Raw genomic sequence first — 22262 nt, forward strand, 5'->3', positions numbered from 1 at the left:
TACTTGCCTACTTTTGATGATATCGATCATATAACTCATTCTTCGAGACATTATTTGCCTGAGCAACTTCTTTGATTGCAATTTTCTTACTATCGCCAAGCTGTACACGCTGATCAACTAATGCAATTAATTCATCCCAGGAAAGTTGCTCTTGCTCTTTGGCATTTGGTGATACCAATATTACAAATTCGCCTCGCGGAGCATTCTCCTCAAAATAATCATTTAATTCAGTAATCGTGCCGCGAACAAATTCTTCATGAATTTTGGTTAATTCTCTGGCAGCAACAATTTGTCGGTCAGAATCAAAAACTGTTGCCATGTTTTTAAGCGTTTTAACCAAGCGATGAGGTGCTTCATAAAAAATTGACGTTGCTCTTGCCTCATTCATTTGTTCAAAAAACGGCTTCTGCTCGCCAGCTTTTCGTGGTAAAAAGCCGTAGTAAGTGAAAGGTTGCGCATCAAAACCTGAAGCAATTAGGGCTGTCGTAAAGGCAGAAGCTCCTGGAAGTGGTACAACTGGAATATCGTTTTTGATACATTCCTGCACCAATTCATAACCAGGATCAGAAATAACTGGCATACCAGCATCACTGATTTCAGCAATTACAGCTCCTTCTTGCATTAGTTTAATTAGTTCCGGAGCACGTTGTTTAGAATTATATTTATGAAAAGACAGCATGTGATTATGAACGCCAATCTTTTCCAATAAAATCCCACTTGTTCGTGTGTCTTCGGCTGCAATATAATCCGCGCTCTGTAAAACTTTTTTGGCCCGAATGGTTATATCTTCTAAATTACCAATCGGAGTTGGTACTAAATAAAGTTTACCCTTGTCTGTCGCATAGCTACTTTGCCGCTGCATCTATCTCAAGTCCTTAATGTTTTTTCTTCTTTTCACCAAAATTGTCTAAAATATCTAAGCAAAACATGCAATCCGAACTAGGGTCACGATGAGAACCATAGTACATATTGCAGATGTGATAACCTGAATTGTATATTTTGCGTAAAGATTCAAGACCACTTTGCGTCTTAATCGTGTTGTTATGGGCATTGCTCATCTTATCCATTTTTTCACGCAACAACTGATTTTCGACTTTAAGTTCTGTATTTTCTCTAAGTGTATCCAAGATACTATTTTCCAAGCTTTCAATGGTTTTAGTCATACTAACCATCGATTCATGGAGCTGCTCTAATTTTGAATAAGAATCAACCATAAAAACACCTACCTTTTCCACTGCAAAGCAAGATAATCAAGAAGATTACGAAAACTAACATTGCTATATTGCATTTTGTCAATTTCCACCAAGTACTTCAGCATTCTTGCACCAGCCTGTTGATTACCACTATTTAAATCTCTTTGTGCCATTTGCTTTAGCATAACCAGCAAGTAATTTTGCTCGGACTTGCCTTTAGCCAATTCAGCCAATTTATGCGCACTTACCAATGCCAATGAATTGTGCTCAAGCATTTCTTGATAAAAATACTTGATTGCCTGATCAAGACTACTAGTATTACCTAATTCATCAATCTCATCTTGGCTAAAACCATTTTCCAACAAAAGTGTCGTTTTATTATCAGGTTTCTTGCCATCAGTAAAATTAACAATCTGGGTACGCGAACGAATTGTTGGTAAAATTTGATCCGTATTATTAGTAATCAAAATTGTAACCACTGGAGCGACCGGTTCCTCTAACAAGTTAAGAAGTGCATTAGCTGCAGCTAGAGTCAGCTTTTGTGCCTCATCAATGATGAAAAAACGCGTGCTACTTTGAACTGGGCTCTTTGCTAATTCTTCTTTTAGTATTCGAACCTGATCGATTCCTAAACTCTGTTTATTTTCAGGTGTAACTAACAACACATCTGGATTATTTTCAGAGATAATTTGGCGACAATTTTGACAAGTACCGTCCGGTTTTTGTTCACCTGTACAATTGAATAAACACGCTAGCCAATATGCCGTATTTAAGGCTTGCTTTTCATTTGCATCGACAAATAAATAGCTATGAGCCAACTTGTTTTCTTCATAAGCATGTTGTAAAAACTGAGCTTGTTTCTTGCCTCTTTTTGCTAGTTCGATTTTCATTAAAATTGCTTAAATTCTTCTACAGGTAGTACAAAGCATGTTGCACCGCCAACTGTAATTTTTACTGGTTGACTGCTAACATCAAATCCAGTCATTGATAAATTAGGATTCATATACTCTTCACGTCCTTGTGATTCGCCTTGAATTAAGCGCATCACTTTCTTGACGTGTTTTTCATCAATTCCGATTAAGAAAGTTGTATTACCTTCACTTAAAAAGCCACCAGTTGTCGCCAACTTAGTTGCACGAATGTTTTCTTTAGCAAAAGCATGTTGCAGCCGGCTAGCATCTTCTCTTTGAACAATTGCAATTATTAATTTCATTCAAATCAGTCCTTTAGCAAATCTTTTGGTATCCGTTTTTTAATAATATTAACACAGTCTTCTACTACTCGATTAACCGGTCGATCTCCATCGACAATGGCAATTCGCTCTGGATGTTTACGGTTAACTTCAAGATAACCTTCATAAACCTTTTGATGAAAGGCTAATTTTTCCTGTTCCAAACGGTCTTCCTGACCCGCGCGAGCACGTTCAATTCGTGCAAGACCAACCTCAGGCTTAACATCTAAGAAAAGAGTTAGATTCGGTTCAATGCCATTAGTTGCAAAATTATTAATTTGCTTAACTGCATCGATTCCAAGATCACGTCCTGCACCTTGGTATGCCAATGAACTATCGACAAAGCGATCAGAAAAAATTACTTTACCTGCTTTAAGTGCTGGAATTACTGTTTCACTCATATGCTGGCTACGAGCAGCTGCATATAATAGTGCTTCAGTTTTTGCACTCATTTTTTCATTAGTCGGATCCAAAATAAGCTGCCGAATTTTTTCAGCGATTACTGAACCTCCTGGTTCGCGCGTTACTAGATATTGTGTTTTGAGCAGCGGTGCAATTTGGGCAACCACTTGTTCTAAAACCGTGCTTTTACCGGACCCATCAGGCCCTTCGAAACTGATAAAATAGCTATTCATAAAACTCTCCATGAGTCTATTTTACAAGAGATTGTCTTATATTAACACCCCAAGGTCCTTTAATTTTAGTAAAAATAAAAAAGCCCTTAAATTAGAGCTTTTTTATTCTGAAATTGCATTTGTAAAACCACTAAATCTTGTATGTCGGTGACGAGCTTCATCATATAAAAAAGAATACTTGGCCTGCAATATTTTACCTACAATGATATTGTCTTCTGACATGTCAAGGGTAGTTGGATCTAGACTTTTTTGAATCGCAATTTCTTCTTGTAGTGTTTCAATTGTAGCGATCAGCCGCTGATCGCCTAGTTTTTTAATCTTATCGTGTGCCATTAGATTGAAGTTCTCCCCTGCACTGCTCTTTTTAGAGTAATTGCATTTGCATATTCAATATCACTACCAACTGCCAAGCCGGCTGCTAAGCGTGTGACTTTGATACCAGATGGTTTAATTAATTTACTAATATACATTGCAGTGGACTCGCCTTCCGGCGTTGAGTTTAATGCCAAGATCACTTCTTTAACTTGCTCCTGTTTTTGCAAACGAACAATCAAAGATTTGATGTTGATTTCTTCAGGTCCAATGCCATCCATTGGCGACAAAATCCCATGCAGAACATGGTACAAACCGTTATATTCACCCATTTCTTCAAATGCCATTACATCTTTGGGTTGCTCAACCACCATAATTGTTGATTGCTCACGGTTTGGATCACTACAAATTGTACATGGATCTTGCTCGGTAATATTGCCACAAATTGAACAGCGATGAAGTTTTTCTTTTACTTCATTTAAAGCAGTGCTAAAGTCATGAACATCTTCATCAGGCATATCTAAGGTATAAAAAGCTAACCTGGTTGCTGTTTTTTCACCAATTCCAGGTAATTTCATATAAGAATCTATCAAATGTGCAATTGGTGCTGGATATTGCAATTAAATCATACCCTTCGTATATTTACCTAAACTTTGTTGTGTCGCTTCATCAATTTCTGATAAGCCTTTATTAACAGCATCAATAATCAAATCCTGCAACATATCCGGATCATCAGGATCAATTGCATCCTTATTAATGCTAATATCCTTCAATTTACGGTCACCACTAAAGGTTGCAACTACCATATCATCTGCAGACTTTCCTACGAATTCTTGGGCAGTGATAGTTTGTTGCTCTTGGGCCATCTGCTCTTGCAACTTTTTAGCTTGTTTCATCATTTGTTGCATGTTCATGCCGCCCATACCACCAAAATTAGGTCTTTTACTCATTATTTTTCTCCTTTAAATTTTAATCCTTAATATTAACAACGTCACCAAATAAGTCTTTCGCTTTTTGAACAACTTCATCATTATTCTCTTGCACTGGTTCCTCTGCCTCCGGCTCTTCAATACCAGATTTTTTCTGCCGTTTAAGTAGTTCATCCCTGTGCGACTGTAAAAATTCCTTCCGAACTGTGAACCAGTCCTTATCCGGAACAAGCACAATTTGGTACTCATGCTTAGTAAATTTTGCAATCTGATCAGTCAAAATATCAAGCAGATCATCATCAGAGCTAGCTTTTTCAAACCAAAGCGCATATTTGCATTTCATCACTACCTGATCCGGACTAGCCGCCACAGGCTCAAGCACATCAAGAAGTGCTCGCTGAGAAACAGCTAAAACAGATTGCAAATCTGGCCATACATCTTTGATTGCTTGTAGATCTTTTTTAGTAGCATTTTCCAAAACATGATAGACCTGTTTGCGATTCTGCTCGTCTGCGTGTTGATCGTTGCGAACCTTCTTTTTATGATTTTTAGGTTTAGCAGCTTCTTCAGAAGGTTGGGACATTTTACCTACATTTGATATTTCAGTATCAAGGTGGAAAATGCGGTCGCTGTTTACATTTTGCGTTTTACCAAGCTTAGCAATTTTTTCAGTTAATTCAACCACTTGCTTTTTAAGCGCAGTTACTTCAGCTTGCAGTTCTTGACCATCAGCTGCCTGCTTTTCTACTACTGGAGAAGTAGCTGGCGCGGCTGCAGTGGTTGGCGCTACTTCCTGATTGGTACTTTCAACCAAGAAGACCTCTAAGGGAATTTGCTGCTGATTAGTATACCGCAAATCATTTAGCGCAGTGTTGGCAGATGCAATTAAATTAAAGTAGCGTTGTTCAGGAATATCCTTAATCTGCTCAACGAAATCATGACTTAAAAAGTTACTTTTATTTTCACCACCAGCTTTTAGCAAAATCAAAGCGTTCGTGGCCATATCAATTAACTCATCTAATATATTTTTTGAGCTCGCACCATTCTGCAATTCTGTCTGGGCTAAAAAAAGAGCTTGGCTTGCGTCTTTATTTAAAATTGCTAATAAAATCTGTTCAATTTTTTCTTTGGCAGCAAAACCAGTGATTTCAAGTGCCGCATCATAATCAACCGAATCATTTTCATAACTGAGCAATTGATCAAGGATACTAAGAGCATCCCTCATCCCACCGTCAGCTACTTCCGCGATTACAGCAAGTGCTTTATCATCATATTTGATATTTTCTTGATCAAGGATATACTTCATCCTCTTTTCAAGGTCAGCTTGCGAAATTCGCTTAAAGTTATAGCGCTGCGTTCGAGAAATAATTGTAGCTGGGACTTTTTGTAATTCAGTAGTCGCTAAAATAAAGACAACATGCTCAGGTGGCTCTTCCAAAGTCTTCAATAGAGCATTAAATGCCCCCATTGAAAGCATATGAACCTCATCGATAATGTAGACTTTGTATTTTCCCTGAGTCGGTGCATATTTAACCTTATCACGTATCTCACGGATTTCATCGACTCCATTATTCGAGGCCGCATCAATTTCCATGATATCAGCCATCGCACCCTTATCAGCAGCAAGACAATTTTCACACTCATTGCATGGTTCGCCGTCTTGAAGGTTAGTACAGTTGAGTGCCTTGGCAAAAATCTTGGCACACGAAGTCTTACCTGTACCGCGCGGTCCTGCAAATAAAAAAGCATGTGAAATCGTGCCGCGCTTAATCGCATTTTTCAAAGTATTCGTAATATCTTCTTGACCAATAACACTGTCAAAAGTGCGTGGTCGCCATTTGCGGTATAACGCTTGATAAGCCATTGATTTATCTTTCTCTAGTAAAAAACTCTTAACTCTTCGAAAGAGTTAAGAGTTTGTTAATGTCTAATAAAAGGCACATGCCTGAACGACCTTAGTGCTGCTACCTTCCGGTCCTGACACGCTTTGGAAGCCAAACATTGCCCAATAGATATACTAACGTACTTTGAGATTTTTTTCCACTAATTTACAGAATTTTTGCTATTTTCCATTCCCTTTTTAGCTTCTTTTTGCTTGTTTCTGATCTCCCTAAAAAAAGATTTAAGCATCTGACTTGCTTCATCTCGGTATAAGCCTCGAATTACGTTGGGATGATGATTAAACTTGCTCACTTCAAACAAGTTAACTACGCTACCAGCTGCACCTGCCTTAGGATCAAGCGCACCATAGAAGACGTTTTTTATTCTAGAATTAATGATTGCCCCTGCACACATTGGGCATGGTTCCAAAGTTATAAAAAGACTGCAATCAAGTAGACGCCAAGTTTTTAGTTTTTCACATCCTTGCCGGATTGCCATCATTTCAGCATGCTGCGTTGCATCTTGATCAAGTTCTCTACGATTATAACCTTCACCAATTACCTGTCCTTCAGGGTCAACCAAAATTGCACCAATCGGAACTTCTCCTTTTGCCTCAGCTTTTCGAGCCTGTTCAAAAGCTAATTGCATGTATTTTTTCTTTTCTTCACTTGAAAAAGACATTAGGAGTTCACCGCCTGCAAAACGTAGTAACCCTTATCACGAATTAGAATTGTGCAGTTGCCAAAGGTTTCTTTCAGCAGCTTACGTGCGCTCGGTTCTCCCTGTTTTTTCTGGATAACGACCAGTAAAACACCATCTTCAACTAAATGGTCCTTTGCACCAGCTAAAATACTTGAAACAACCTTTTTCCCTGCCCGAATTGGAGGATTGGTAACAATCAAACCAAATTTCCGTTCACTCGGAACTTCATCATACACGTCCGATTTGTAGATATTAACATTAGTAATGCCATTTACTTCGGCATTTTGGGCTGCCAAGTTAAGACCACGTTCATTTACATCAACTAAATCAACAGTTTGCTCAGGCCAAAACTTGGCCGCAAAGAGGCCAATCGGACCATAGCCAGCACCAACGTCTAAGATGTTACTACTTGGAAAATCAACTTCAGCCATTTGCTTGATTAAAACGCCTGAGCCATAATCTACACGCATTTTTGAAAAAACGCCTGCATCTGTTGTAAATTTTAGATCAATATTGTTTATATGATAATCAATTATATGCTCATCATGTTTAGCTGTAGGATTAGCAGCATAATACATTTGATTTTCTTGGTCACTCATTATTTACTCGTTTCTTTTTTAAACAGTTTTACTGTAAATAATTTTAACGAACCATTTCACTTTTGCAAATTAGAAAGAACAAAAAATCCACTTCATTACTTAGAGGTATTTTTATTAGATTTCAATACCTAAAAAAGGCTTAGTTATACCAACAATCTACAAATGCAACCTGAATAGTGCTATATCTCACCGTTTGATTTTTTCGAAAAAATCGTATCCATTGGAACTAAAATAATTTGATTCTTTTTAGTGAAATATCGTCCGTATGCAGCATAACCTGCCTGACCATCTGCATATCCTTTTTGTCCATCCATAGTTAATGTACACCACTGATGCTTATATTTGTTTTTATTAACATGTTTAGCTTTAAAGCCCATTTTAGTTAAAACCATTTTCATTGCATCAGCGGTTCCAGCACATGAATATTCTTTTGCAATAAAAACACCGTAGGCCTTATTATAATACGGTCCTTGCATTGTGTAATTATCGCGATTAGCAAATAGACTAACATAATATGCAGCCATATCAACCCGGTAAAGATCAGTATCTCCAGGACGATTATCAACACATTTGACAATTAAATTAGCAACTTTCTCTGCAGCTTTAGTATGATTACCTTTTTTACTAATTGGAATTTTATGCTTTACACCATCCCGATCGTATAAATAATTACCCTTAAGATCTATCTTGTCCGCATGAACCTCAGTAGTTGTAGTCACTGAAGTTAGACAAAAACATGATAATAATATGATAAAAAATAACACTATTCTAACTTGCTTACTTCGTATTTTCCCCACTTAAGTCTCCTTTTCTTGTGGCTTGATTGACTTTGAATACGAATATAAAAAGTCATATTACATTATTGCTTAAGCAAAAAGGGATAAACTAACCTTAGTTTGTCCCTATATTGACTTATTTAATAAGTAACTCCTACAGATGAAAAAATTTGATCACTTTGTCCGATAACTGCACCCAAACCAATTGTCTTGTCTTTTGGATTTAGCAAGATATCACGGTGACCCCAGTTTGAAGCTGCATCGTTATAAATATATTCGTAGAGCATCCCTTGAGCAACCAAAGCACTTGAAGCATTCTTTGCAGGGACTAGGTCATTAGTAGAATGGTCAACACTGAAGCCCCATGGAAACATTGCGATACATTCTGCAACACTTGCACTTTTAATATTTGCATCTTCAAAGAATTTTTCAAGAATGAACTTATTGTTTGAGTCAAAGTGAGAAAAATTATTTGGCAACAGCTTTGTTCGTTCCTGAACTACTTCATCGTAGTGAGAATCTTCTGTTACTGGTGAAAGACCGCGATCTGCCCTTTCAGCATTTAAACCATCCAAAAATGCTTTTCTAAAATCAGAAATTGAAAAATTGCTTACCGCATCATCCTTAGACTTACTTGGTGTTTTTGGCGTTTCTGATGTCGCATTAGTATTTGGTGTAGTAGGTGTTTTCGGGGTCTTATTGGTATTTGGCGTAGTTGGTGTTACAGGTGTGCTTGTACTTGGGTTGGTAGTATCTTGTTGTGGTGTTGGCTTGATAATAGTTACATACTTAGCTAAAACATATTTATTGTAGCCAACCCTATAGTACTTCTTCTTATTAATCTTTACTTTACCAACTAAAGCTAATTTTTCACCCTTTTTTAAGGTTGATTTTTTTATTTTGCGGCCTTTTCCATTATACAAACTTGTCTTTTTGGTAATACGGCCTATCTTTGCGGCCGGAACAGTTAGCTCAGTTCTACCAGTTACCTTTTTAGCTTCTGAAGGCTCTGCATTTAATGCTAGGCAGCTTCCCAAACTTGTAATTGCCACAAGTGCTGTTAAAGCTTGGCGACATTTACTTTTTCTCATTAGTTTTCTCCATTCTTGATTATTTTTAATAAAAAAACTCCTAGTAAATACAAATACACTAACTGCTTTGTATACTTTTACTATAAATCCAATTATATTACAAACTAATGATTATGATTAATTATTTTAAAAATTAAGCTGAGTAGATAATCCTAATTATAAAAGTTTATATTTTTACAAACAAAAAAGCGCAACCCCAAACATATTGGGATTACGCTTTTTCTATTTAGCTTGTCCAGTTGGACTGTAACTATTTCAAAGTTACTGAAGCACCAACTTCTTCAAGCTTAGCCTTGATGTCGTTAGCTTCATCTTCAGAAACGCCTTCTTTAACGTTCTTAGGAGCACCATCAACAAGGTCCTTTGAGTCCTTAAGGCCAAGTCCAGTAAGGTCACGAACAACCTTAATAACTTTAACCTTTTCTTGACCTGCTTCTGTTAATTCAACATCGTAGCTTGACTTAGCAGCAGCTTCACCACCGGCAGCACCTGCAGCAGCAACTGGTGCAGCAGCAGAAACGCCAAATTCATCTTCAATAGCCTTTACAAGGTCGTTTAATTCAAGAATTGAAGCACTCTTTAAGTCTTCAATAAACTTTTCAGTATCTAAAGCCATATTTATATATCCTCCGAAATATTTTTATTAGATATAAATTACATTATATTATTCAGCAGATTCGTCTTTTGAATCAGCAACAGCGTTAATAGCATAAGCGACGTTACGTACAGGGGCTTGTAATACAGAAACAAGCATTGATAGTAATCCTTCGCGTCCTGGAATAGCAGCAAGAGCCTTGATATCTTCCTTAGAAGTTACCTTACCTTCAAGCACACCACCCTTAATGTCAATAACATCAAAGTCATTTTCGTATTTTGAAACAATACGAGCTGGTTCAGTGATGTCATCAGCGTTATCAGTATAAACAACAGCTGTAGGTCCAACAAAAGTATCTTCAAGACCTTCAATGCCAGCCTTAGCGGCAGCACGTCTTAGGTAAGTGTTCTTAACAACCTTCATCTTAACATCGTTATCACGAAGTTCCTTACGCATGTTAGTAACTTCTTCAACAGTTAAACCAAGGTAATTAATTACCAAGATAGCTTTTGCAGCTTTAAGATCTTCAGCAAACGCATCAACGAACTTTTCTTTTTCAGCAATAGCAGCTTTACTCAATCGAATTCACCTCCATTAATTTTTTGATAAATTCTATAAGGCCTTAAAAAACTCCATGCCAACAAAGACATGGAGCATTTGAAATCTTCATAATCTTCTGGCCTCGGCGGGATATTGAGGCGTTAGCCACCCGAGTCTTAGGTAGAATTCACTTTATTAACTATAGCAGGGTTACTTTTTAAATGCAAGCAATAATTTTGCTAATAAAAAGGAACTACTGGAATAGTTCCTTTTAAATTTTATTTCTTTTTAGTTTTTTTGCTCTTCTTTGGAGCTTCTTCCTTAGTTTCCTTTTCAGAAGTTTCCTTCTCTGAATTGATTAATTCAAATAAATCACCGGAAGACTTGTAAATAACCCAGCTTGCTAAGTTAACAATGTGATCACTGATTCGCTCTAACAAACGAATGATGACAAAGTAACTTGCTGAAGCAACGGCAACATTAGGGTCCTTTTTGACACCATCAATGATCATTTTTCTAGCCTTGCGGTAGTCATAGTGAACATCTGCATGGCCATCAAGCATTTCACGAGCGGTCTTCTCATCGTCTTGAACATATGCGGTCAATACTTTGATTAACATCGTACGTACTTGGTGTGTCATACGTGAAATGATTTCCTCAACATCAGGAATACGAGGATTACCCTTCACTCTAACTGTTTCAACGGCAATACTATTGGCATTTTCACCAATTCGCTCTAAGTCAGTAGTTGCTTTTAAAATACTGATTACCACACGGAAGTCAGTCGCAACTGGTTGTTGCAATGCCATCAGGTCAAGTGCCTTTTTTTCGATTGTAATTGCTTCTTTAGCAACAACCTTATCTTGTTCAATCATTTCTTGAGCCATCTTTTTATTATGGTCAACAAATGAACGAGTACCCTTGTCAATTAATTCATTGACTTGGACTCCCATTTCCATAAATTGTGTATTTAACTTTTTCAGTTCATCCAAAAATATTTCGTGCATGATCCACCTCCAAATTTAGCCAAAACGACCATTAAGATAATTACTAGTTATTTCCTTCTTAGGGGCCAAGAACATTTGCTCGGTTGACCCAGACTCAATCAATTCACCATCCATTAGAAAAGCAACCTGATCAGAAACACGACTCGCTTGTTGCAAGTTGTGCGTAACCATAATGAATGTGTACTTCTTTTTTAAGCCCATCAGAGTTTCTTCAATTTCAGCACTTGAAATTGGATCAAGTGCTGAAGTCGGCTCATCGAGTAAAACCACTTCAGGTCTAACAGCTAGCGCACGTGCGATACAGATTCGCTGTTGCTGTCCCCCGGAAAACTCCTGGGCATTACGCTGCAAGTTATCCTTGGTTTCATCCCAAATCGCCGCCTGTTTTAAGCTTTCTTCAACTCGTTGATCAATTAATTGTTTATCCTTAACTCCTGCAACCCTTAAGCCGTATGCAACATTGTCATAGACTGGAAAAGGAAAAGGTGTAGGTTGTTGGAAAACCATTCCCACTTTTTTACGTAATGCAACTAAGTCTAGTTTGGCACGATAAATATCTTCACCTTCAAGCAAAATCTTACCTGTAATGTTGATATTATCAATGTCATCATTCATCCGGTTCAAGCATCTTAAAAAGGTTGATTTTCCGCATCCTGACGGACCAATCAAAGCAGTTAACTGCTTTTCTGGAAAGTTAAGACTGATGCCATGCAACGCCTCAAATTTGCCATAACTTAATTTGACGTTTTGGGCCTCCATAATATTTGTCATATGATCGCTCCTTTAGCCAAAACTACCTTGAATGTACTTTTCAGTAATCTCACCTTGTGGATTAGTGAAAATATTTGTAGTCGTATCATATTCAAGTGCATGCCCCAAATGAAAGAAAGCAGTGTACTCACTGATTCTGGATGCTTGCTGCATATTGTGCGTAACCATTACCATCGTGTACTTCTTACGTAATTGCTTTAAAGTATCTTCCAACTTAGCAGTTGAAACTGGATCTAGTGCACTTGCGGGCTCATCTAAGAGCAAAATTTCAGGTTTCAGTGCAATTGCCCTTGCAATACACAAACGCTGCTGCTGCCCACCAGAAAGGGCTAAGGCACTTTTATCAAGCTTATCTTTAACTTCATCCCACAATGCAGCAGCTCGCAAACTTTCCTCAACAATTTGATCAAGCTTTTGTTTGTCCTGTTGACCATTAGCCTTTAAGGCATAAGTTATATTTTCTCTAATTGACTTAGGGAACGGGTTAGGCTTTTGAAAGACCATCCCAATCGCTTTACGCAATTCATAAACATTGATTTTCTGTTGATTTACATCAAGATCATGAAACATAATCTTGCCATCTACACGCGCTACACGATCATTCATACGGTTCAATGACCGCAAAAAAGTTGATTTTCCTGATCCTGAAGCACCTATTAAAGCAGTAATCGTGTTTTTCTTAAATCCTAGACTTACATCAAATAATTTTTGAATTGTACCACCATAAAAAACACTTAAGTCTTCAGTGTAAATAGCACAATCTTCATCTTTAAAAGTCTTAATGTAAGTCTTTTGAGTTTGCCAATTTTCCATAGAATTTTCCTTATTTAATTTTAGCGGCGGTCAAGCGATTGTATAACCAATTACCCAACGCACGAGCGCCAAAATTAAAGATAATGACTACAATAACCAATAAGGCAGAAGTAGCAGCTGAAACGACTGTAACATCGGGAATGATTCCTTCAGTATTAACTTTCCAGATATGGACAGCCAAAGTCTCAGCCGGACGCATCACGTTTAAAAAGCTGGTTGGACTGAACATATTCCAATTAGAATAATCAACAGTTGAACCACTTTGTCCTGCAGTATAAATTAAAGCAGCTGCCTCACCAAAAACGCGCCCAGCACTTAGGATGATACCCGTGATAATGCCTGGAAGTGCCGCAGGCAAAACGATGCCGCGGATTGTTTTCCAATTAGATAAACCAAGTGCCCAACCGGCTTCACGCTGAGTTTGTGGCACACCTTTAATTGCCTCTTCAATGTTACTGGTCAAAATTGGCAAATTAAAAAAGGTTAGCGCTAACGCACCGGCAATAATTGAAAAGCCAAGACCAAATTGAACAACAAACAGTAAATAGCCAAAAAGCCCAACAACGATTGAAGGAAGTGAACTAAGAATTTCTATCGTAGTTCTAATTAATTGGGTTACCCAATTGTCCTTTGCATATTCAGCTAAGTAGATTGCTGCACCCAAAGCAATTGGTAGTGAGATCAATAAAGTTAAAATCAACAAATAGAGTGAATTAAACAATTGATCTCTTATTCCACCGCCAGCTTCAAATGAAGAAGAAGCAGAGGTTAAAAAGTGCCATGATAAGTGTGGTACACCGGAAATCAAGATGTTTCCAATAATACCAACCAAAAGTAGGATTACGATGCCAACTAGCAAATAGATTACGCCAGTAGCGATGCGATCATTTCTCTTTGAATTCATTTTGCTACTAACTCTTCTTTCCAATTAAGTGTACTAAGAAGTTGAACACTAACGACATTATTAATAGTAGTAATGCCAAACTCCATAATGCATTGTTAGGCAATGTGCCCATAACTGTATTACCCATTTGACTAGTTAATTGACTAGTTAAGGTTGCTGCTGGACTAACCAAGTTGTAAGGCATCAAGACTGCATTACCAATCGCCATCTGAACAGCTAAGGCTTCACCAAAGGCACGCGCCATTCCGAAAATAATCGCTGTCATAATACGTGCTCGAGCAGCCCTTAGAACGACATGGTAAATAGTTTGCCATTGCGTTGCTCCTAGCGCAGCAGAAGATTTACGTAGCTCCTTTGGAACTGCCTTAAAGGCGTCAACTGTTAAAGAAGTGATTGTTGGCAACACCATAACAAAAAGAATTAAGGTGGCCGTCAAAATACCAAAACCTGTTCCACCAAAGACAGTTCTAACAGCGGGAACAACAACAGTTAAACCCAAGAACCCATATACAACTGATGGAATACCAACAAGTAGTTCCATAACTGATTGCAGAAGGTTTGCTTTCTTGCCTGATTCGTATTCAGTCATAAAGAGTGCTACTGCGATTGCAAATGGAGTAGCAATAAGGGCTGCAAGCAACGTAACTGCAAAAGAAGTAACAATCATTGCCGCAGCACCAACGTGATTAGGACCAGCACTTGGATTCCAGTCAGTTGAGAACAGAAAATGAAAGATATTAACTTTATCAGTAAAAAAGGTTGCTAAGCCATGACTACCAACAAAACCAATAATGGAGACAATCAAAATACCGATTAGTAAAATTGCTAAAGCAGTTAGACCTTTGCCCCAGCGTTCTTGTCTGGTTTCCTTAGAAGGTTTGGTTAACCGCGCAATATCAATACTATGCGGATCAATCCCCTTAATTTTGACGTGAGGAACTTTTTGTTGAGCAATTGCTTGTTCAACAACTTCCTGCAAGTCTTGTTCTTTTTTAGACATACTAATTACCTATTTTCGTAACTTTATTTTCACTATCGCGCGAAACTTTCATTTCATGAATACTTAGATAGCCAATTTTAGGTACTAAATCTCTTTGTACCTTTTTACTTAAGACATAGTTAATAAACTTAGCAGTTGCCTTGTTAGGCTTACCTTTAGTGTACATGTGTTCATATGACCAAAGTGACCACTTATTAGTTGGTATGTTCTTATTGATTGGTTGAACATGATCTATACTGATTTTTTGAATGTTCTCATCATTTGCATACGGAAATGAAATATATGAAATTGTTCCTGGTGTAGAATTAACAATCTTTTTAACCGTTCCGTTAGAATCCTGTTCCTGCGAATTGACAGCATCCTTACCATTTAAAATCAGATCTTCAAAAGTTGTTCTTGTACCACTACCACGAGAACGGTTAATCACAATGATTGGCAAGTTTTTACCACCAACTTGACGCCAATTAGTTATTTTCCCCGTAAAAATGGCAGCTAGTTGCTTCTTGGATAAGTTTTTGACACCGACACCTTTATTGGCAATTGGAACAATTCCAACAATTGCAACAGGATAGTCCTGCAGCTTCTTTTCATCAATTCCTTTTTGGGTTTCAGCAAAAACATCGGATGTTCCTACTTGCACCGCACCTGCTTGAACCTGGCTAAGTCCTGTTCCAGAACCACCACCTTGAACAACAATATTACTATCAAGATGAGCCAAATGGTAATCATTACCAGCTTGCTCAATTAATGGCTGCAAAGCACTGGATCCAACAATCGTGATCTTTTCCTTACTTTGACTGCAACCCACTAAAAAAAGTGGCACAATCAAAAGGACTGCCAGCAATTTGCCCACATTCTCTTTACGCATTATACTTTCCTCAATTTGACAATAGGATTAAGCTTAGTTTATCAAATATCTTGCAATTGATAAATATTAAAGGTTAAAAAGTCGATAAAAAAAGCAACTCGCTCATGTGGCAGAGTTGCTTCCTTATTTTCTTTGAATTAATCCAAGTTTAATGGATCAAGCTTGATCCCAGGACCAAAGGTTGCAGCAACTGCAACGCTCTTGATGTATTGGCCCTTAGCAGCTGATGGACGTGCACGTAAAATAACGTCACGGAGAGCATCAAAGTTCTCAACTAATTGTTCATCAGTAAATGATACCTTACCGATAGCAGTATGAATAGCTGCTTGACGGTCAACACGGTATTCAACTTGACCAGCCTTAACGTTCTTAACGGCTTTTTCGATATCCATTGTTACAGTGCCGGTCTTAGGGTTTGGCATTAAACCTTTAGGTCCAAGTACACGACCCAAACGACCAACTTTAGCCATCATTGTTGGTGTTGCAACAACAACGTCAAAGTCTAAGTAACCGTTTTGAACTTTTTCTACTAAGTCGTCAGAACCAACTTCGTCAGCACCTGCAGCCTTAGCTTGTTCAGCTTGAGCACCTTCAGCAAAGACAATAACCTTTTGGGTCTTACCAGTACCGTTTGGCAAAACAAGTGAACCACGAATTTGTTGGTCAGCTTGTTTAGGGTCAACGCCTAAGTTGTATGAAACTTCAACTGATGCATCGAAACCAGCATATGAAGTTTCTTTAACTAACTTAATTGCTTCAGCAACTGAATATAATTTCTTTGAATCTACTTTTTTAGCAGCTTCTAAATATTTTTTACCATGCTTTGGCATGTGATTTCCTCCTTAATATGTGGTCAAACGAGCCTCAAACTCTCCCACCTAAATTGTTATAAATAACAGGATTAGTCTTCGACTTCGATACCCATGCTTCTAGCAGTACCTTCGATCATTCGCATAGCAGCTTCAACATCTGCAGCGTTAAGGTCCTTCATCTTTGTTTCAGCGATTTCCTTAACTTGATCCTTAGTTACCTTACCAACTTTCTTGGTGTTAGGTTCACCGGATGCCTTGTCGATCTTAGCAGCTTGCTTCAAAAGAACTGGAGCTGGTGGAGTCTTAGTTATGAATTCGAATGAACGGTCTTCATAAACTGTGATGACTACAGGAATAATCATGCCTTTTTGGTCAGCAGTTCTAGCATTGAAGTCCTTAGTAAAACCTACAATGTTAATTCCTGCTTGACCTAAAGCAGGACCAACTGGAGGAGCGGGTGTTGCAGCACCAGCTGGTATTTGTAATTTGACAACGTTAATAACTTTTTTTGCCACGGTCAAAACCTCCTTGATTCCGTGCGTGGTTAAAATGGAAAAGTTACCTACTTTTCCTCCCACAATAATAAAAGTACTTTAATATGGTACCATCGTTTTTTTAAATTTGCAATCTCTCGTAAAAGTTTAGCTAATTTTTTCTACTTGATCGTAGTCAAGCTCGGTTGTAGTTGCACGGCCAAACATATCAACTGAAACAAATAACTTGTATTTATCAGGTTGAATTTCAGTAATCTTACCTTCAACGCCGTTAAATGCACCATCAATAATAGTGACAGTTTCTCCAACTTCGTAATCAACTTGAGGACGTTTTGCAGGTTCCCCTTGTTGACGCAACAGACGATTAACTTCTTCTTCAAGAAGTGGCGATGGCTTAGAACCACCACCGTGTGAACCAACAAATCCAGTTACGTTAGGTGTATTTCGAACAACAAACCAACTTTCGTCAGTCATGACCATTTCAACTAATACGTAACCAGGGAAGATTTTTTCTTCAACTTCTTTTTTCTTGTCGTTGACCTTCTCGATTTTTTCTTGTTCAGGAACCATTACCCGAAAGATATAATCTTGCATCCCCATGCTTTGTGCACGCGATAATAAGTCAGATCTAACCTTATCTTCGTATCCTGAATAAGTATGAAGCACGTACCATTGCTTCTTTGTTGTTTCAACCATTACAAATTTCTCCTTTTATTTTGGCAAACAAAAAAACCTCCACTCAGAGGTTTTTTCTTTAACTTTATTTATTATATCACGAATAGAATTTCATTTCTATTTACATGAACATTTGTGTTAAAACGCTGAATAAGTAGTCTAACACTCCTAGAAACAAGGCGAATAAAACTGAAGTAGTAATGACTGTTCCAGTATCATGACGGTTTTGTTTAGCTGTTGGCCATGTTACCAAGTGCATTTCGTGTGCTACGCTCTTAAAAAACTTAATCATTCAATTTACCTCGTTTCCTTGTGTAATGTCATTTTGCCACAATGTTTACAAAATTTATTCAATTCAAGCCGCTTCGTGCGATTCTTGCCTGCGGTGATTGAGTAGTTACGCGAGCCGCATACGCTGCAAGCTAATGATGCTTTTTTCACTGCCATAATCTCACTTCCAAACTATTGTATTTTAGCAAAAAATACAGGTATAAGCAATTCATTTAATAATTGCCCTAAAATTCAAGTCAATTTTTCTCTTTAAATAAAAAGCAGCTACTTATTAAGCAGCTGTTTTTGGTGGTCAAACAAAAGCGTAACCACCGGGCGTAGAACATTGTAATAGTCGGATTTACTTCTTAAGATTTTCATTTACGAAGGATTCGATTTTATCGTCAGAATAATCAAGGAACGGAAGCATATCTTCTTCCGTCTTCATGGTATCTCTACCATTCTTTTCCATGAAATAGTCCCAAAGAGCATCCCTAACTGGCATGTCTGAATCACTCCAGTCAAAAACCTCTTTCATGTGACGATCTAACAATGCAGTCTTGATAACATCTTCTGCCATCTTAATCTACCTCCTATAAAATAATTCTACAGTTATTAATTATACGCTAAATTCTCATCATTTTCTATTAAACAGAGTCTAATAAAATTAACCGTGCTTTTTGCAGCAGACGCGAGCGTGCCCTTACTAAGGTCATTGGCAAAATTTGCCAGTCTTTAATTATTTGCTCTGATTGACAAAGTCCGAGAATAATTAATAAAGCCGTAACTTCTAAAATCGATAGCTTGTTGACTAATTCAGCTAGTTTTATGCTCAGCGGCACTTCTGGTAAAAAAGTTTCTGGCCGCCGAATAGGATTCATTCCTTTAGTAGCTGCTGCTTCAAAAGAAATTGCTTTGGCCCAAGCCTTTCTGCGATATGCCATTTCACGTCTAAGAAGCGTATTGGCATGATTTACCAGCCGAACTTTGTAATAGCTAGCGAAATTACCCTTTTTTGGATCAAAATCTTTCACAGCTAAATAGCAAATGATCATCGCATCCTGATCCCAATCCTGATTATCGTAAGAGCGAAGATGATATTTTTTCTTAATATTCGCAATTAGTGGACGATACAAAAAGCAAAGCTTGCGTAATGCATCAGTCTGCCCACTTTTGATTTGCATAATTAACTCTGTTTCTTCCCTTGCTACTTCTATTTTAACCATATTGCTATTCTCCTTTAGTTAATATCTGAACTAAAGAATACTGAGAAGCAAAATTTAATTTAAACGAACCAATGTTCAAACTTTTCACTAACAGGTAAATGTAACGGTTAATAACAGCAAAATTCACTTTAGGTTGTCAGAACAAAATTTGCAAAAAAAATGAGCGCACATTTTATATGGGCACTCATTTAACTTTTTTATTTATGATGATTTCTAGTATCCAGCATTTGATATAGCAATACACCGGTTGCAACACTTGCATTGAGAGATTGCACATGGCCAACCATTGGCAAAGTAATCATTTGATCCATTTGTTCTTTTAGTAAGCGAGAAATGCCTTTACCCTCATTTCCAATTACAAGAACAGTTTTACCATTGCTATCCCACTGACGATAGTCTGTTCCGTCCATATCTGTACCAAAAAGCCAGTAACCACGTTTTTTCAACATTTGACTAGTTTGTACAAGGTTATTAACGCGGGCAACCGGAACGTAATCAATCGCACCAGTTGAGGTTTTAGCCACAACAGACGTCAAACCCGTTGCGTGTCTTTTCGGGATAATGATTGCATCGACCCCAGTTGCATCGGCTGTTCTCAAAATCGAGCCCAGGTTGTGTGGATCTTCAATTGAATCAAGCATTAACAAAAATGGTTGTTTCTCCTCTTGATCAAATTGATCAAGTAAATCATCCAAATCCGCATATTCGAAACTGGCAACAGTCAGAACAAGTCCCTGATGATTGCCGCCTTGAACTAGGCGATCAAGCTTATTTTTAGGAACAGTTTGGACAACAATTCCTTTTTCCCTTGCTAAACCGAACACTTCATCTGCAAAGCTTTCCTGCACACCTTGTTGCAAAAAAACCTTATTGATTCTCCCAGCATCCTGCGTTTTTAAAAAATCAATTCCAGCATGTCTACCGAAAACAAAATCACTATCACTTGAAGTCATATTCATCAATGCCACCATTCTCCACTGTTTCAATGCACCAAGAAGTTAATTCTTGAAGCCGCTCTTTTTTACCAAGTAATTCCAAATAGCCCCAAACTGCTTCAAATCCTGTCGACAATTGGTATGTGGCTAAACTAGTATTCTTGGCCTTGCTATAAGTTTTAGAATTACGACCGCGACGAAAAGTTGCTAGTTCATCCTCACTCAATAAGCCATCTTCCTGCATTTTAGTAATCAAAGCCGCTTGAGCCTTGGCTGACACATAATGTGTTGCTCTTAGCTGCAAGGCTTGTGGCTTAACAATGCCACATTTAACTAAATGCCGCCGAATATCAACTTCATAAACAGCATCCCCTAAATAGGCTAACGTCTGCCCGTTTAATGTATCTGGATTAATTTCGTTTTCGACCAACTTTTTACTATTACTCACGAATCCACCTTGTTCCTTGTGGAGTATCTTCAATGATTACTCCCATTTCTTTTAATTGATCACGCAACTGATCACTTTTAGCCCAGTCCTTGTTCTTTCTTGCTTCATCACGCTGCTCAACCAAGGCAACAATTTCATCATCACCTTGTGTCTCATTTTGCTTAATCAACTCAGCAGTATCAATACCAAAGATACTCAACCATCCTGTTAATAAAGCTTGCGCTTTTGTTAATGCTTCTTTATCGACACTTTCAGCCGCAATATTGGCATTTAACACTGGTAATAAATCATAAATTGCTGTTAACGCGTTTTGAACGTTAAAGTCATCATCCATTGCGGTAACAAAATCTGCTTCCGTTTTAGCCAAAATTTCACGTAAATTAGCGTCTTCAACACTAGAAGTTTCATCTTTTAAACGATAATTTAAGTTGATCAATGTGTTCTTAAAACGCTGCAAAATAGTCTGTGCTTGCTTGAGGTTTTCTTCTGAATAGTTGATTTGACGCCGATACTGAACACTGGCCATGAAGAAGCGAAGAACCTGTGGATCAACTTCCTTTAAAATTTCATGGACCGTTACAAAATTATGTAACGACTTCGACATTTTTTCTTGATCAGCCCCTACAGTAACAAAACCGTTATGCATCCAATAATGAACAAATTTTTTACCTGTAGCGGCTTCACTCTGAGCAATTTCATTTTCATGATGTGGAAATTCAAGATCTTGTCCACCACCATGAATGTCAATTGTATCGCCCAAGTATTTGGTTGACATGACGGAACATTCGATATGCCAGCCAGGTCGCCCCTTGCCCCAAGGAGACTCCCAGGCAATTTCATCAGGCTGTTTTTGCTTTTTCCAAAGGGCAAAATCAATTGGATCTTCTTTACGATTCTGTTCTTCCTCGTTAACGTGTTCCGAAGCGCCCTCTTCTAATTCAGCAATGTTCTTACTGCTTAATTCACCATAGTGCACAAATTTCTTTGCTCGATAATAAACATCACCGGCAGATTCATAAGCATAACCTTTTTTAATTAGCTTTTCAATAAAACTGATAATTGAGGCAATTTCACTAGTTGCACGGGGATTCTTAGTTGCGGGCTCGATATTTAAAGCGGCCGTATCCTCTTCATAAGCTTCAATGTAGCGATCCGCTAATTCGGGCACAGTAATGCCTTCGGCACGTGCTTCATTAATCATTTTATCGTCAACGTCAGTAAAGTTAGACACATAATTAACTTTATACCCGCAGTATTCAAAATAGCGTCTAATGGTGTCAAAAGCGATTGCACTTCGTGCATTACCGATGTGAATGTAATTGTAAACCGTTGGGCCACAGACATACATCGTAATCTGTCCAGGGATAATTGGTTGAAATTTTTCTTTAGTTTTCGTCAGAGTATTATATATTTTCACGACGGCTAACTTGCCTTTCTAAAACTTTATCTCCATTCTAACAGAAACAATAGTAGTTTCTAGCTTTTAAAAAATAATTTATCGGAAAACGGCAAAACAAAAGAGCGCCTATCAATCAAAAATAGGTGCTCTTTTATT

Annotated in this window: 31 protein-coding genes, 1 other RNA gene and 1 other annotated feature; all 32 genes read right to left on the minus strand. The window is 37.9% G+C overall.

The annotated features are described in order from the left end of the window. Positions 1 to 7: 7 nt before the first annotated feature. The 32 genes from rsmI to cysS all read right to left on the minus strand — a co-directional run bounded on the left by rsmI (position 8) and on the right by cysS (position 22124). Positions 8 to 862 carry a 16S rRNA (cytidine(1402)-2'-O)-methyltransferase gene (gene rsmI / locus F5ESL0263_RS06100; RefSeq protein WP_122035666.1) on the minus strand — a complete coding sequence of 285 codons (855 nt, stop codon included), beginning with the start codon at positions 860 to 862 and terminating at the stop codon, positions 8 to 10. Positions 863 to 875: 13 nt separating this feature from the next. Next, the gene (gene yabA, locus F5ESL0263_RS06105) at positions 876 to 1214 is read right to left on the minus strand and encodes a DNA replication initiation control protein YabA (protein WP_046307404.1); all 339 of its coding nucleotides are present in this window, start codon (positions 1212 to 1214) and stop codon (positions 876 to 878) included. A gap of 8 nt (positions 1215 to 1222) precedes the next feature. After that, positions 1223 to 2083, minus strand: coding sequence for a DNA polymerase III subunit delta' (locus F5ESL0263_RS06110; RefSeq protein WP_122035668.1), 861 nt, complete (start codon positions 2081 to 2083; stop codon positions 1223 to 1225). Next, positions 2083 to 2406 carry a cyclic-di-AMP receptor gene (locus tag F5ESL0263_RS06115; protein ID WP_046307408.1) on the minus strand — a complete coding sequence of 108 codons (324 nt, stop codon included), beginning with the start codon at positions 2404 to 2406 and terminating at the stop codon, positions 2083 to 2085. Before F5ESL0263_RS06115 ends, F5ESL0263_RS06110 begins: the two co-directional genes overlap by 1 nt. Before the next feature lie 5 nt (positions 2407 to 2411). Beyond that, positions 2412 to 3059 carry a dTMP kinase gene (tmk, locus tag F5ESL0263_RS06120; RefSeq protein WP_122035670.1) on the minus strand — a complete coding sequence of 216 codons (648 nt, stop codon included), beginning with the start codon at positions 3057 to 3059 and terminating at the stop codon, positions 2412 to 2414. A 102-nt stretch (positions 3060 to 3161) separates the two neighbouring features. Continuing rightward, the gene (locus F5ESL0263_RS06125; protein ID WP_109715716.1) at positions 3162 to 3392 is read right to left on the minus strand and encodes a YaaL family protein; all 231 of its coding nucleotides are present in this window, start codon (positions 3390 to 3392) and stop codon (positions 3162 to 3164) included. Then, complete coding sequence (gene recR / locus F5ESL0263_RS06130) at positions 3392 to 3991, minus strand: recombination mediator RecR (RefSeq protein WP_074426282.1); 600 nt, start codon at positions 3989 to 3991, stop codon at positions 3392 to 3394. The genes F5ESL0263_RS06125 and recR overlap by 1 nt, the downstream gene beginning before the upstream one ends. Beyond that, positions 3992 to 4321, minus strand: coding sequence for a YbaB/EbfC family nucleoid-associated protein (locus F5ESL0263_RS06135; protein ID WP_074426283.1), 330 nt, complete (start codon positions 4319 to 4321; stop codon positions 3992 to 3994). Positions 4322 to 4340: 19 nt separating this feature from the next. Further along, positions 4341 to 6164, minus strand: a complete 1824-nt coding sequence (gene dnaX, locus F5ESL0263_RS06140; protein ID WP_122035672.1) for a DNA polymerase III subunit gamma/tau — start codon at positions 6162 to 6164, stop codon at positions 4341 to 4343. 54 nt (positions 6165 to 6218) lie between these two features. Continuing rightward, positions 6219 to 6318: signal recognition particle sRNA small type (gene ffs / locus F5ESL0263_RS06145), an RNA gene on the minus strand. Between the two features lie 25 nt (positions 6319 to 6343). Beyond that, positions 6344 to 6862 (minus strand): tRNA adenosine(34) deaminase TadA, encoded by a 519-nt coding sequence (gene tadA / locus F5ESL0263_RS06150; protein WP_122035674.1) that lies wholly within the window; start codon positions 6860 to 6862, stop codon positions 6344 to 6346. Next, positions 6862 to 7482: a class I SAM-dependent methyltransferase gene (locus F5ESL0263_RS06155; RefSeq protein ID WP_122035676.1), complete on the minus strand. Its 621-nt coding sequence runs from the start codon at positions 7480 to 7482 to the stop codon at positions 6862 to 6864. Before F5ESL0263_RS06155 ends, tadA begins: the two co-directional genes overlap by 1 nt. Before the next feature lie 179 nt (positions 7483 to 7661). Next, positions 7662 to 8279: a hypothetical protein gene (locus tag F5ESL0263_RS06160; protein WP_122035678.1), complete on the minus strand. Its 618-nt coding sequence runs from the start codon at positions 8277 to 8279 to the stop codon at positions 7662 to 7664. A 119-nt stretch (positions 8280 to 8398) separates the two neighbouring features. After that, a complete protein-coding gene (locus F5ESL0263_RS06165) occupies positions 8399 to 9349 on the minus strand; it encodes an SLAP domain-containing protein (RefSeq protein ID WP_122035680.1) in 951 nt (316 codons plus the stop codon). Positions 9350 to 9599: 250 nt separating this feature from the next. Further along, entirely contained in the window at positions 9600 to 9965 is a 366-nt protein-coding gene (rplL, locus tag F5ESL0263_RS06170; RefSeq protein WP_122035682.1) for a 50S ribosomal protein L7/L12, read from the minus strand. Positions 9966 to 10013: 48 nt separating this feature from the next. After that, positions 10014 to 10523: a 50S ribosomal protein L10 gene (rplJ, locus tag F5ESL0263_RS06175; protein ID WP_122035684.1), complete on the minus strand. Its 510-nt coding sequence runs from the start codon at positions 10521 to 10523 to the stop codon at positions 10014 to 10016. A 35-nt stretch (positions 10524 to 10558) separates the two neighbouring features. Further along, positions 10559 to 10683 (minus strand) — a sequence feature (ribosomal protein L10 leader region). A 79-nt stretch (positions 10684 to 10762) separates the two neighbouring features. After that, entirely contained in the window at positions 10763 to 11491 is a 729-nt protein-coding gene (phoU, locus tag F5ESL0263_RS06180; protein WP_122035686.1) for a phosphate signaling complex protein PhoU, read from the minus strand. A 15-nt stretch (positions 11492 to 11506) separates the two neighbouring features. Beyond that, positions 11507 to 12262, minus strand: a complete 756-nt coding sequence (gene pstB, locus F5ESL0263_RS06185; RefSeq protein WP_046307434.1) for a phosphate ABC transporter ATP-binding protein PstB — start codon at positions 12260 to 12262, stop codon at positions 11507 to 11509. Between the two features lie 12 nt (positions 12263 to 12274). Next, positions 12275 to 13075 (minus strand): phosphate ABC transporter ATP-binding protein PstB, encoded by an 801-nt coding sequence (pstB, locus tag F5ESL0263_RS06190; RefSeq protein WP_074426291.1) that lies wholly within the window; start codon positions 13073 to 13075, stop codon positions 12275 to 12277. 10 nt (positions 13076 to 13085) lie between these two features. Then, complete coding sequence (gene pstA / locus F5ESL0263_RS06195; protein ID WP_046307436.1) at positions 13086 to 13979, minus strand: phosphate ABC transporter permease PstA; 894 nt, start codon at positions 13977 to 13979, stop codon at positions 13086 to 13088. A 7-nt stretch (positions 13980 to 13986) separates the two neighbouring features. After that, a complete protein-coding gene (gene pstC, locus F5ESL0263_RS06200; protein ID WP_074426292.1) occupies positions 13987 to 14979 on the minus strand; it encodes a phosphate ABC transporter permease subunit PstC in 993 nt (330 codons plus the stop codon). A gap of 1 nt (position 14980) precedes the next feature. Further along, positions 14981 to 15847: a phosphate ABC transporter substrate-binding protein gene (locus tag F5ESL0263_RS06205; protein WP_122035688.1), complete on the minus strand. Its 867-nt coding sequence runs from the start codon at positions 15845 to 15847 to the stop codon at positions 14981 to 14983. 137 nt (positions 15848 to 15984) lie between these two features. Continuing rightward, positions 15985 to 16677 carry a 50S ribosomal protein L1 gene (gene rplA / locus F5ESL0263_RS06210; RefSeq protein WP_122035690.1) on the minus strand — a complete coding sequence of 231 codons (693 nt, stop codon included), beginning with the start codon at positions 16675 to 16677 and terminating at the stop codon, positions 15985 to 15987. A 71-nt stretch (positions 16678 to 16748) separates the two neighbouring features. Further along, on the minus strand, positions 16749 to 17174 hold the full coding sequence (rplK, locus tag F5ESL0263_RS06215; protein WP_046307440.1) for a 50S ribosomal protein L11: 426 nt from the start codon (positions 17172 to 17174) through the stop codon (positions 16749 to 16751). A gap of 126 nt (positions 17175 to 17300) precedes the next feature. Further along, a complete protein-coding gene (nusG, locus tag F5ESL0263_RS06220) occupies positions 17301 to 17849 on the minus strand; it encodes a transcription termination/antitermination protein NusG (RefSeq protein ID WP_046307441.1) in 549 nt (182 codons plus the stop codon). A gap of 100 nt (positions 17850 to 17949) precedes the next feature. Further along, positions 17950 to 18120 (minus strand): preprotein translocase subunit SecE, encoded by a 171-nt coding sequence (gene secE / locus F5ESL0263_RS06225; RefSeq protein WP_046307442.1) that lies wholly within the window; start codon positions 18118 to 18120, stop codon positions 17950 to 17952. Positions 18121 to 18125: 5 nt separating this feature from the next. After that, positions 18126 to 18275, minus strand: coding sequence for a 50S ribosomal protein L33 (gene rpmG / locus F5ESL0263_RS06230; protein ID WP_074426294.1), 150 nt, complete (start codon positions 18273 to 18275; stop codon positions 18126 to 18128). A 184-nt stretch (positions 18276 to 18459) separates the two neighbouring features. Beyond that, the gene (locus F5ESL0263_RS06235; protein ID WP_046307443.1) at positions 18460 to 18678 is read right to left on the minus strand and encodes a hypothetical protein; all 219 of its coding nucleotides are present in this window, start codon (positions 18676 to 18678) and stop codon (positions 18460 to 18462) included. A 67-nt stretch (positions 18679 to 18745) separates the two neighbouring features. Beyond that, positions 18746 to 19324, minus strand: a complete 579-nt coding sequence (locus tag F5ESL0263_RS06240) for a sigma factor (RefSeq protein WP_122035692.1) — start codon at positions 19322 to 19324, stop codon at positions 18746 to 18748. A gap of 197 nt (positions 19325 to 19521) precedes the next feature. Continuing rightward, entirely contained in the window at positions 19522 to 20277 is a 756-nt protein-coding gene (gene rlmB / locus F5ESL0263_RS06245; protein ID WP_109716047.1) for a 23S rRNA (guanosine(2251)-2'-O)-methyltransferase RlmB, read from the minus strand. Continuing rightward, positions 20264 to 20707 (minus strand): Mini-ribonuclease 3, encoded by a 444-nt coding sequence (locus F5ESL0263_RS06250; RefSeq protein ID WP_122035694.1) that lies wholly within the window; start codon positions 20705 to 20707, stop codon positions 20264 to 20266. The genes rlmB and F5ESL0263_RS06250 overlap by 14 nt, the downstream gene beginning before the upstream one ends. After that, the gene (gene cysS, locus F5ESL0263_RS06255; RefSeq protein WP_122035696.1) at positions 20700 to 22124 is read right to left on the minus strand and encodes a cysteine--tRNA ligase; all 1425 of its coding nucleotides are present in this window, start codon (positions 22122 to 22124) and stop codon (positions 20700 to 20702) included. The genes F5ESL0263_RS06250 and cysS overlap by 8 nt, the downstream gene beginning before the upstream one ends. Positions 22125 to 22262: the final 138 nt, after the last annotated feature.

It is taken from the genome of Lactobacillus sp. ESL0263, assembly GCF_003692845.1.
Classification (GTDB): domain Bacteria; phylum Bacillota; class Bacilli; order Lactobacillales; family Lactobacillaceae; genus Lactobacillus; species Lactobacillus apis.

Coding starts and splice junctions, on each gene's coding strand:
- rsmI (WP_122035666.1), bottom strand. CDS start 862: ATGCAGCGGCAAAGTAGCTATGCGACAGACAAGGGTAAACTTTATTTA.
- yabA (WP_046307404.1), bottom strand. CDS start 1,214: ATGGTTGATTCTTATTCAAAATTAGAGCAGCTCCATGAATCGATGGTT.
- F5ESL0263_RS06110 (WP_122035668.1), bottom strand. CDS start 2,083: ATGAAAATCGAACTAGCAAAAAGAGGCAAGAAACAAGCTCAGTTTTTA.
- F5ESL0263_RS06115 (WP_046307408.1), bottom strand. CDS start 2,406: ATGAAATTAATAATTGCAATTGTTCAAAGAGAAGATGCTAGCCGGCTG.
- tmk (WP_122035670.1), bottom strand. CDS start 3,059: ATGAATAGCTATTTTATCAGTTTCGAAGGGCCTGATGGGTCCGGTAAA.
- F5ESL0263_RS06125 (WP_109715716.1), bottom strand. CDS start 3,392: ATGGCACACGATAAGATTAAAAAACTAGGCGATCAGCGGCTGATCGCT.
- F5ESL0263_RS06135 (WP_074426283.1), bottom strand. CDS start 4,321: ATGAGTAAAAGACCTAATTTTGGTGGTATGGGCGGCATGAACATGCAA.
- dnaX (WP_122035672.1), bottom strand. CDS start 6,164: ATGGCTTATCAAGCGTTATACCGCAAATGGCGACCACGCACTTTTGAC.
- tadA (WP_122035674.1), bottom strand. CDS start 6,862: ATGTCTTTTTCAAGTGAAGAAAAGAAAAAATACATGCAATTAGCTTTT.
- F5ESL0263_RS06155 (WP_122035676.1), bottom strand. CDS start 7,482: ATGAGTGACCAAGAAAATCAAATGTATTATGCTGCTAATCCTACAGCT.
- F5ESL0263_RS06165 (WP_122035680.1), bottom strand. CDS start 9,349: ATGAGAAAAAGTAAATGTCGCCAAGCTTTAACAGCACTTGTGGCAATT.
- rplL (WP_122035682.1), bottom strand. CDS start 9,965: ATGGCTTTAGATACTGAAAAGTTTATTGAAGACTTAAAGAGTGCTTCA.
- phoU (WP_122035686.1), bottom strand. CDS start 11,491: ATGCACGAAATATTTTTGGATGAACTGAAAAAGTTAAATACACAATTT.
- pstB (WP_046307434.1), bottom strand. CDS start 12,262: ATGACAAATATTATGGAGGCCCAAAACGTCAAATTAAGTTATGGCAAA.
- pstB (WP_074426291.1), bottom strand. CDS start 13,075: ATGGAAAATTGGCAAACTCAAAAGACTTACATTAAGACTTTTAAAGAT.
- pstA (WP_046307436.1), bottom strand. CDS start 13,979: ATGAATTCAAAGAGAAATGATCGCATCGCTACTGGCGTAATCTATTTG.
- pstC (WP_074426292.1), bottom strand. CDS start 14,979: ATGTCTAAAAAAGAACAAGACTTGCAGGAAGTTGTTGAACAAGCAATT.
- F5ESL0263_RS06205 (WP_122035688.1), bottom strand. CDS start 15,847: ATGCGTAAAGAGAATGTGGGCAAATTGCTGGCAGTCCTTTTGATTGTG.
- rplA (WP_122035690.1), bottom strand. CDS start 16,677: ATGCCAAAGCATGGTAAAAAATATTTAGAAGCTGCTAAAAAAGTAGAT.
- nusG (WP_046307441.1), bottom strand. CDS start 17,849: ATGGTTGAAACAACAAAGAAGCAATGGTACGTGCTTCATACTTATTCA.
- secE (WP_046307442.1), bottom strand. CDS start 18,120: ATGATTAAGTTTTTTAAGAGCGTAGCACACGAAATGCACTTGGTAACA.
- rpmG (WP_074426294.1), bottom strand. CDS start 18,275: ATGGCAGTGAAAAAAGCATCATTAGCTTGCAGCGTATGCGGCTCGCGT.
- F5ESL0263_RS06235 (WP_046307443.1), bottom strand. CDS start 18,678: ATGGCAGAAGATGTTATCAAGACTGCATTGTTAGATCGTCACATGAAA.
- F5ESL0263_RS06240 (WP_122035692.1), bottom strand. CDS start 19,324: ATGGTTAAAATAGAAGTAGCAAGGGAAGAAACAGAGTTAATTATGCAA.
- rlmB (WP_109716047.1), bottom strand. CDS start 20,277: ATGACTTCAAGTGATAGTGATTTTGTTTTCGGTAGACATGCTGGAATT.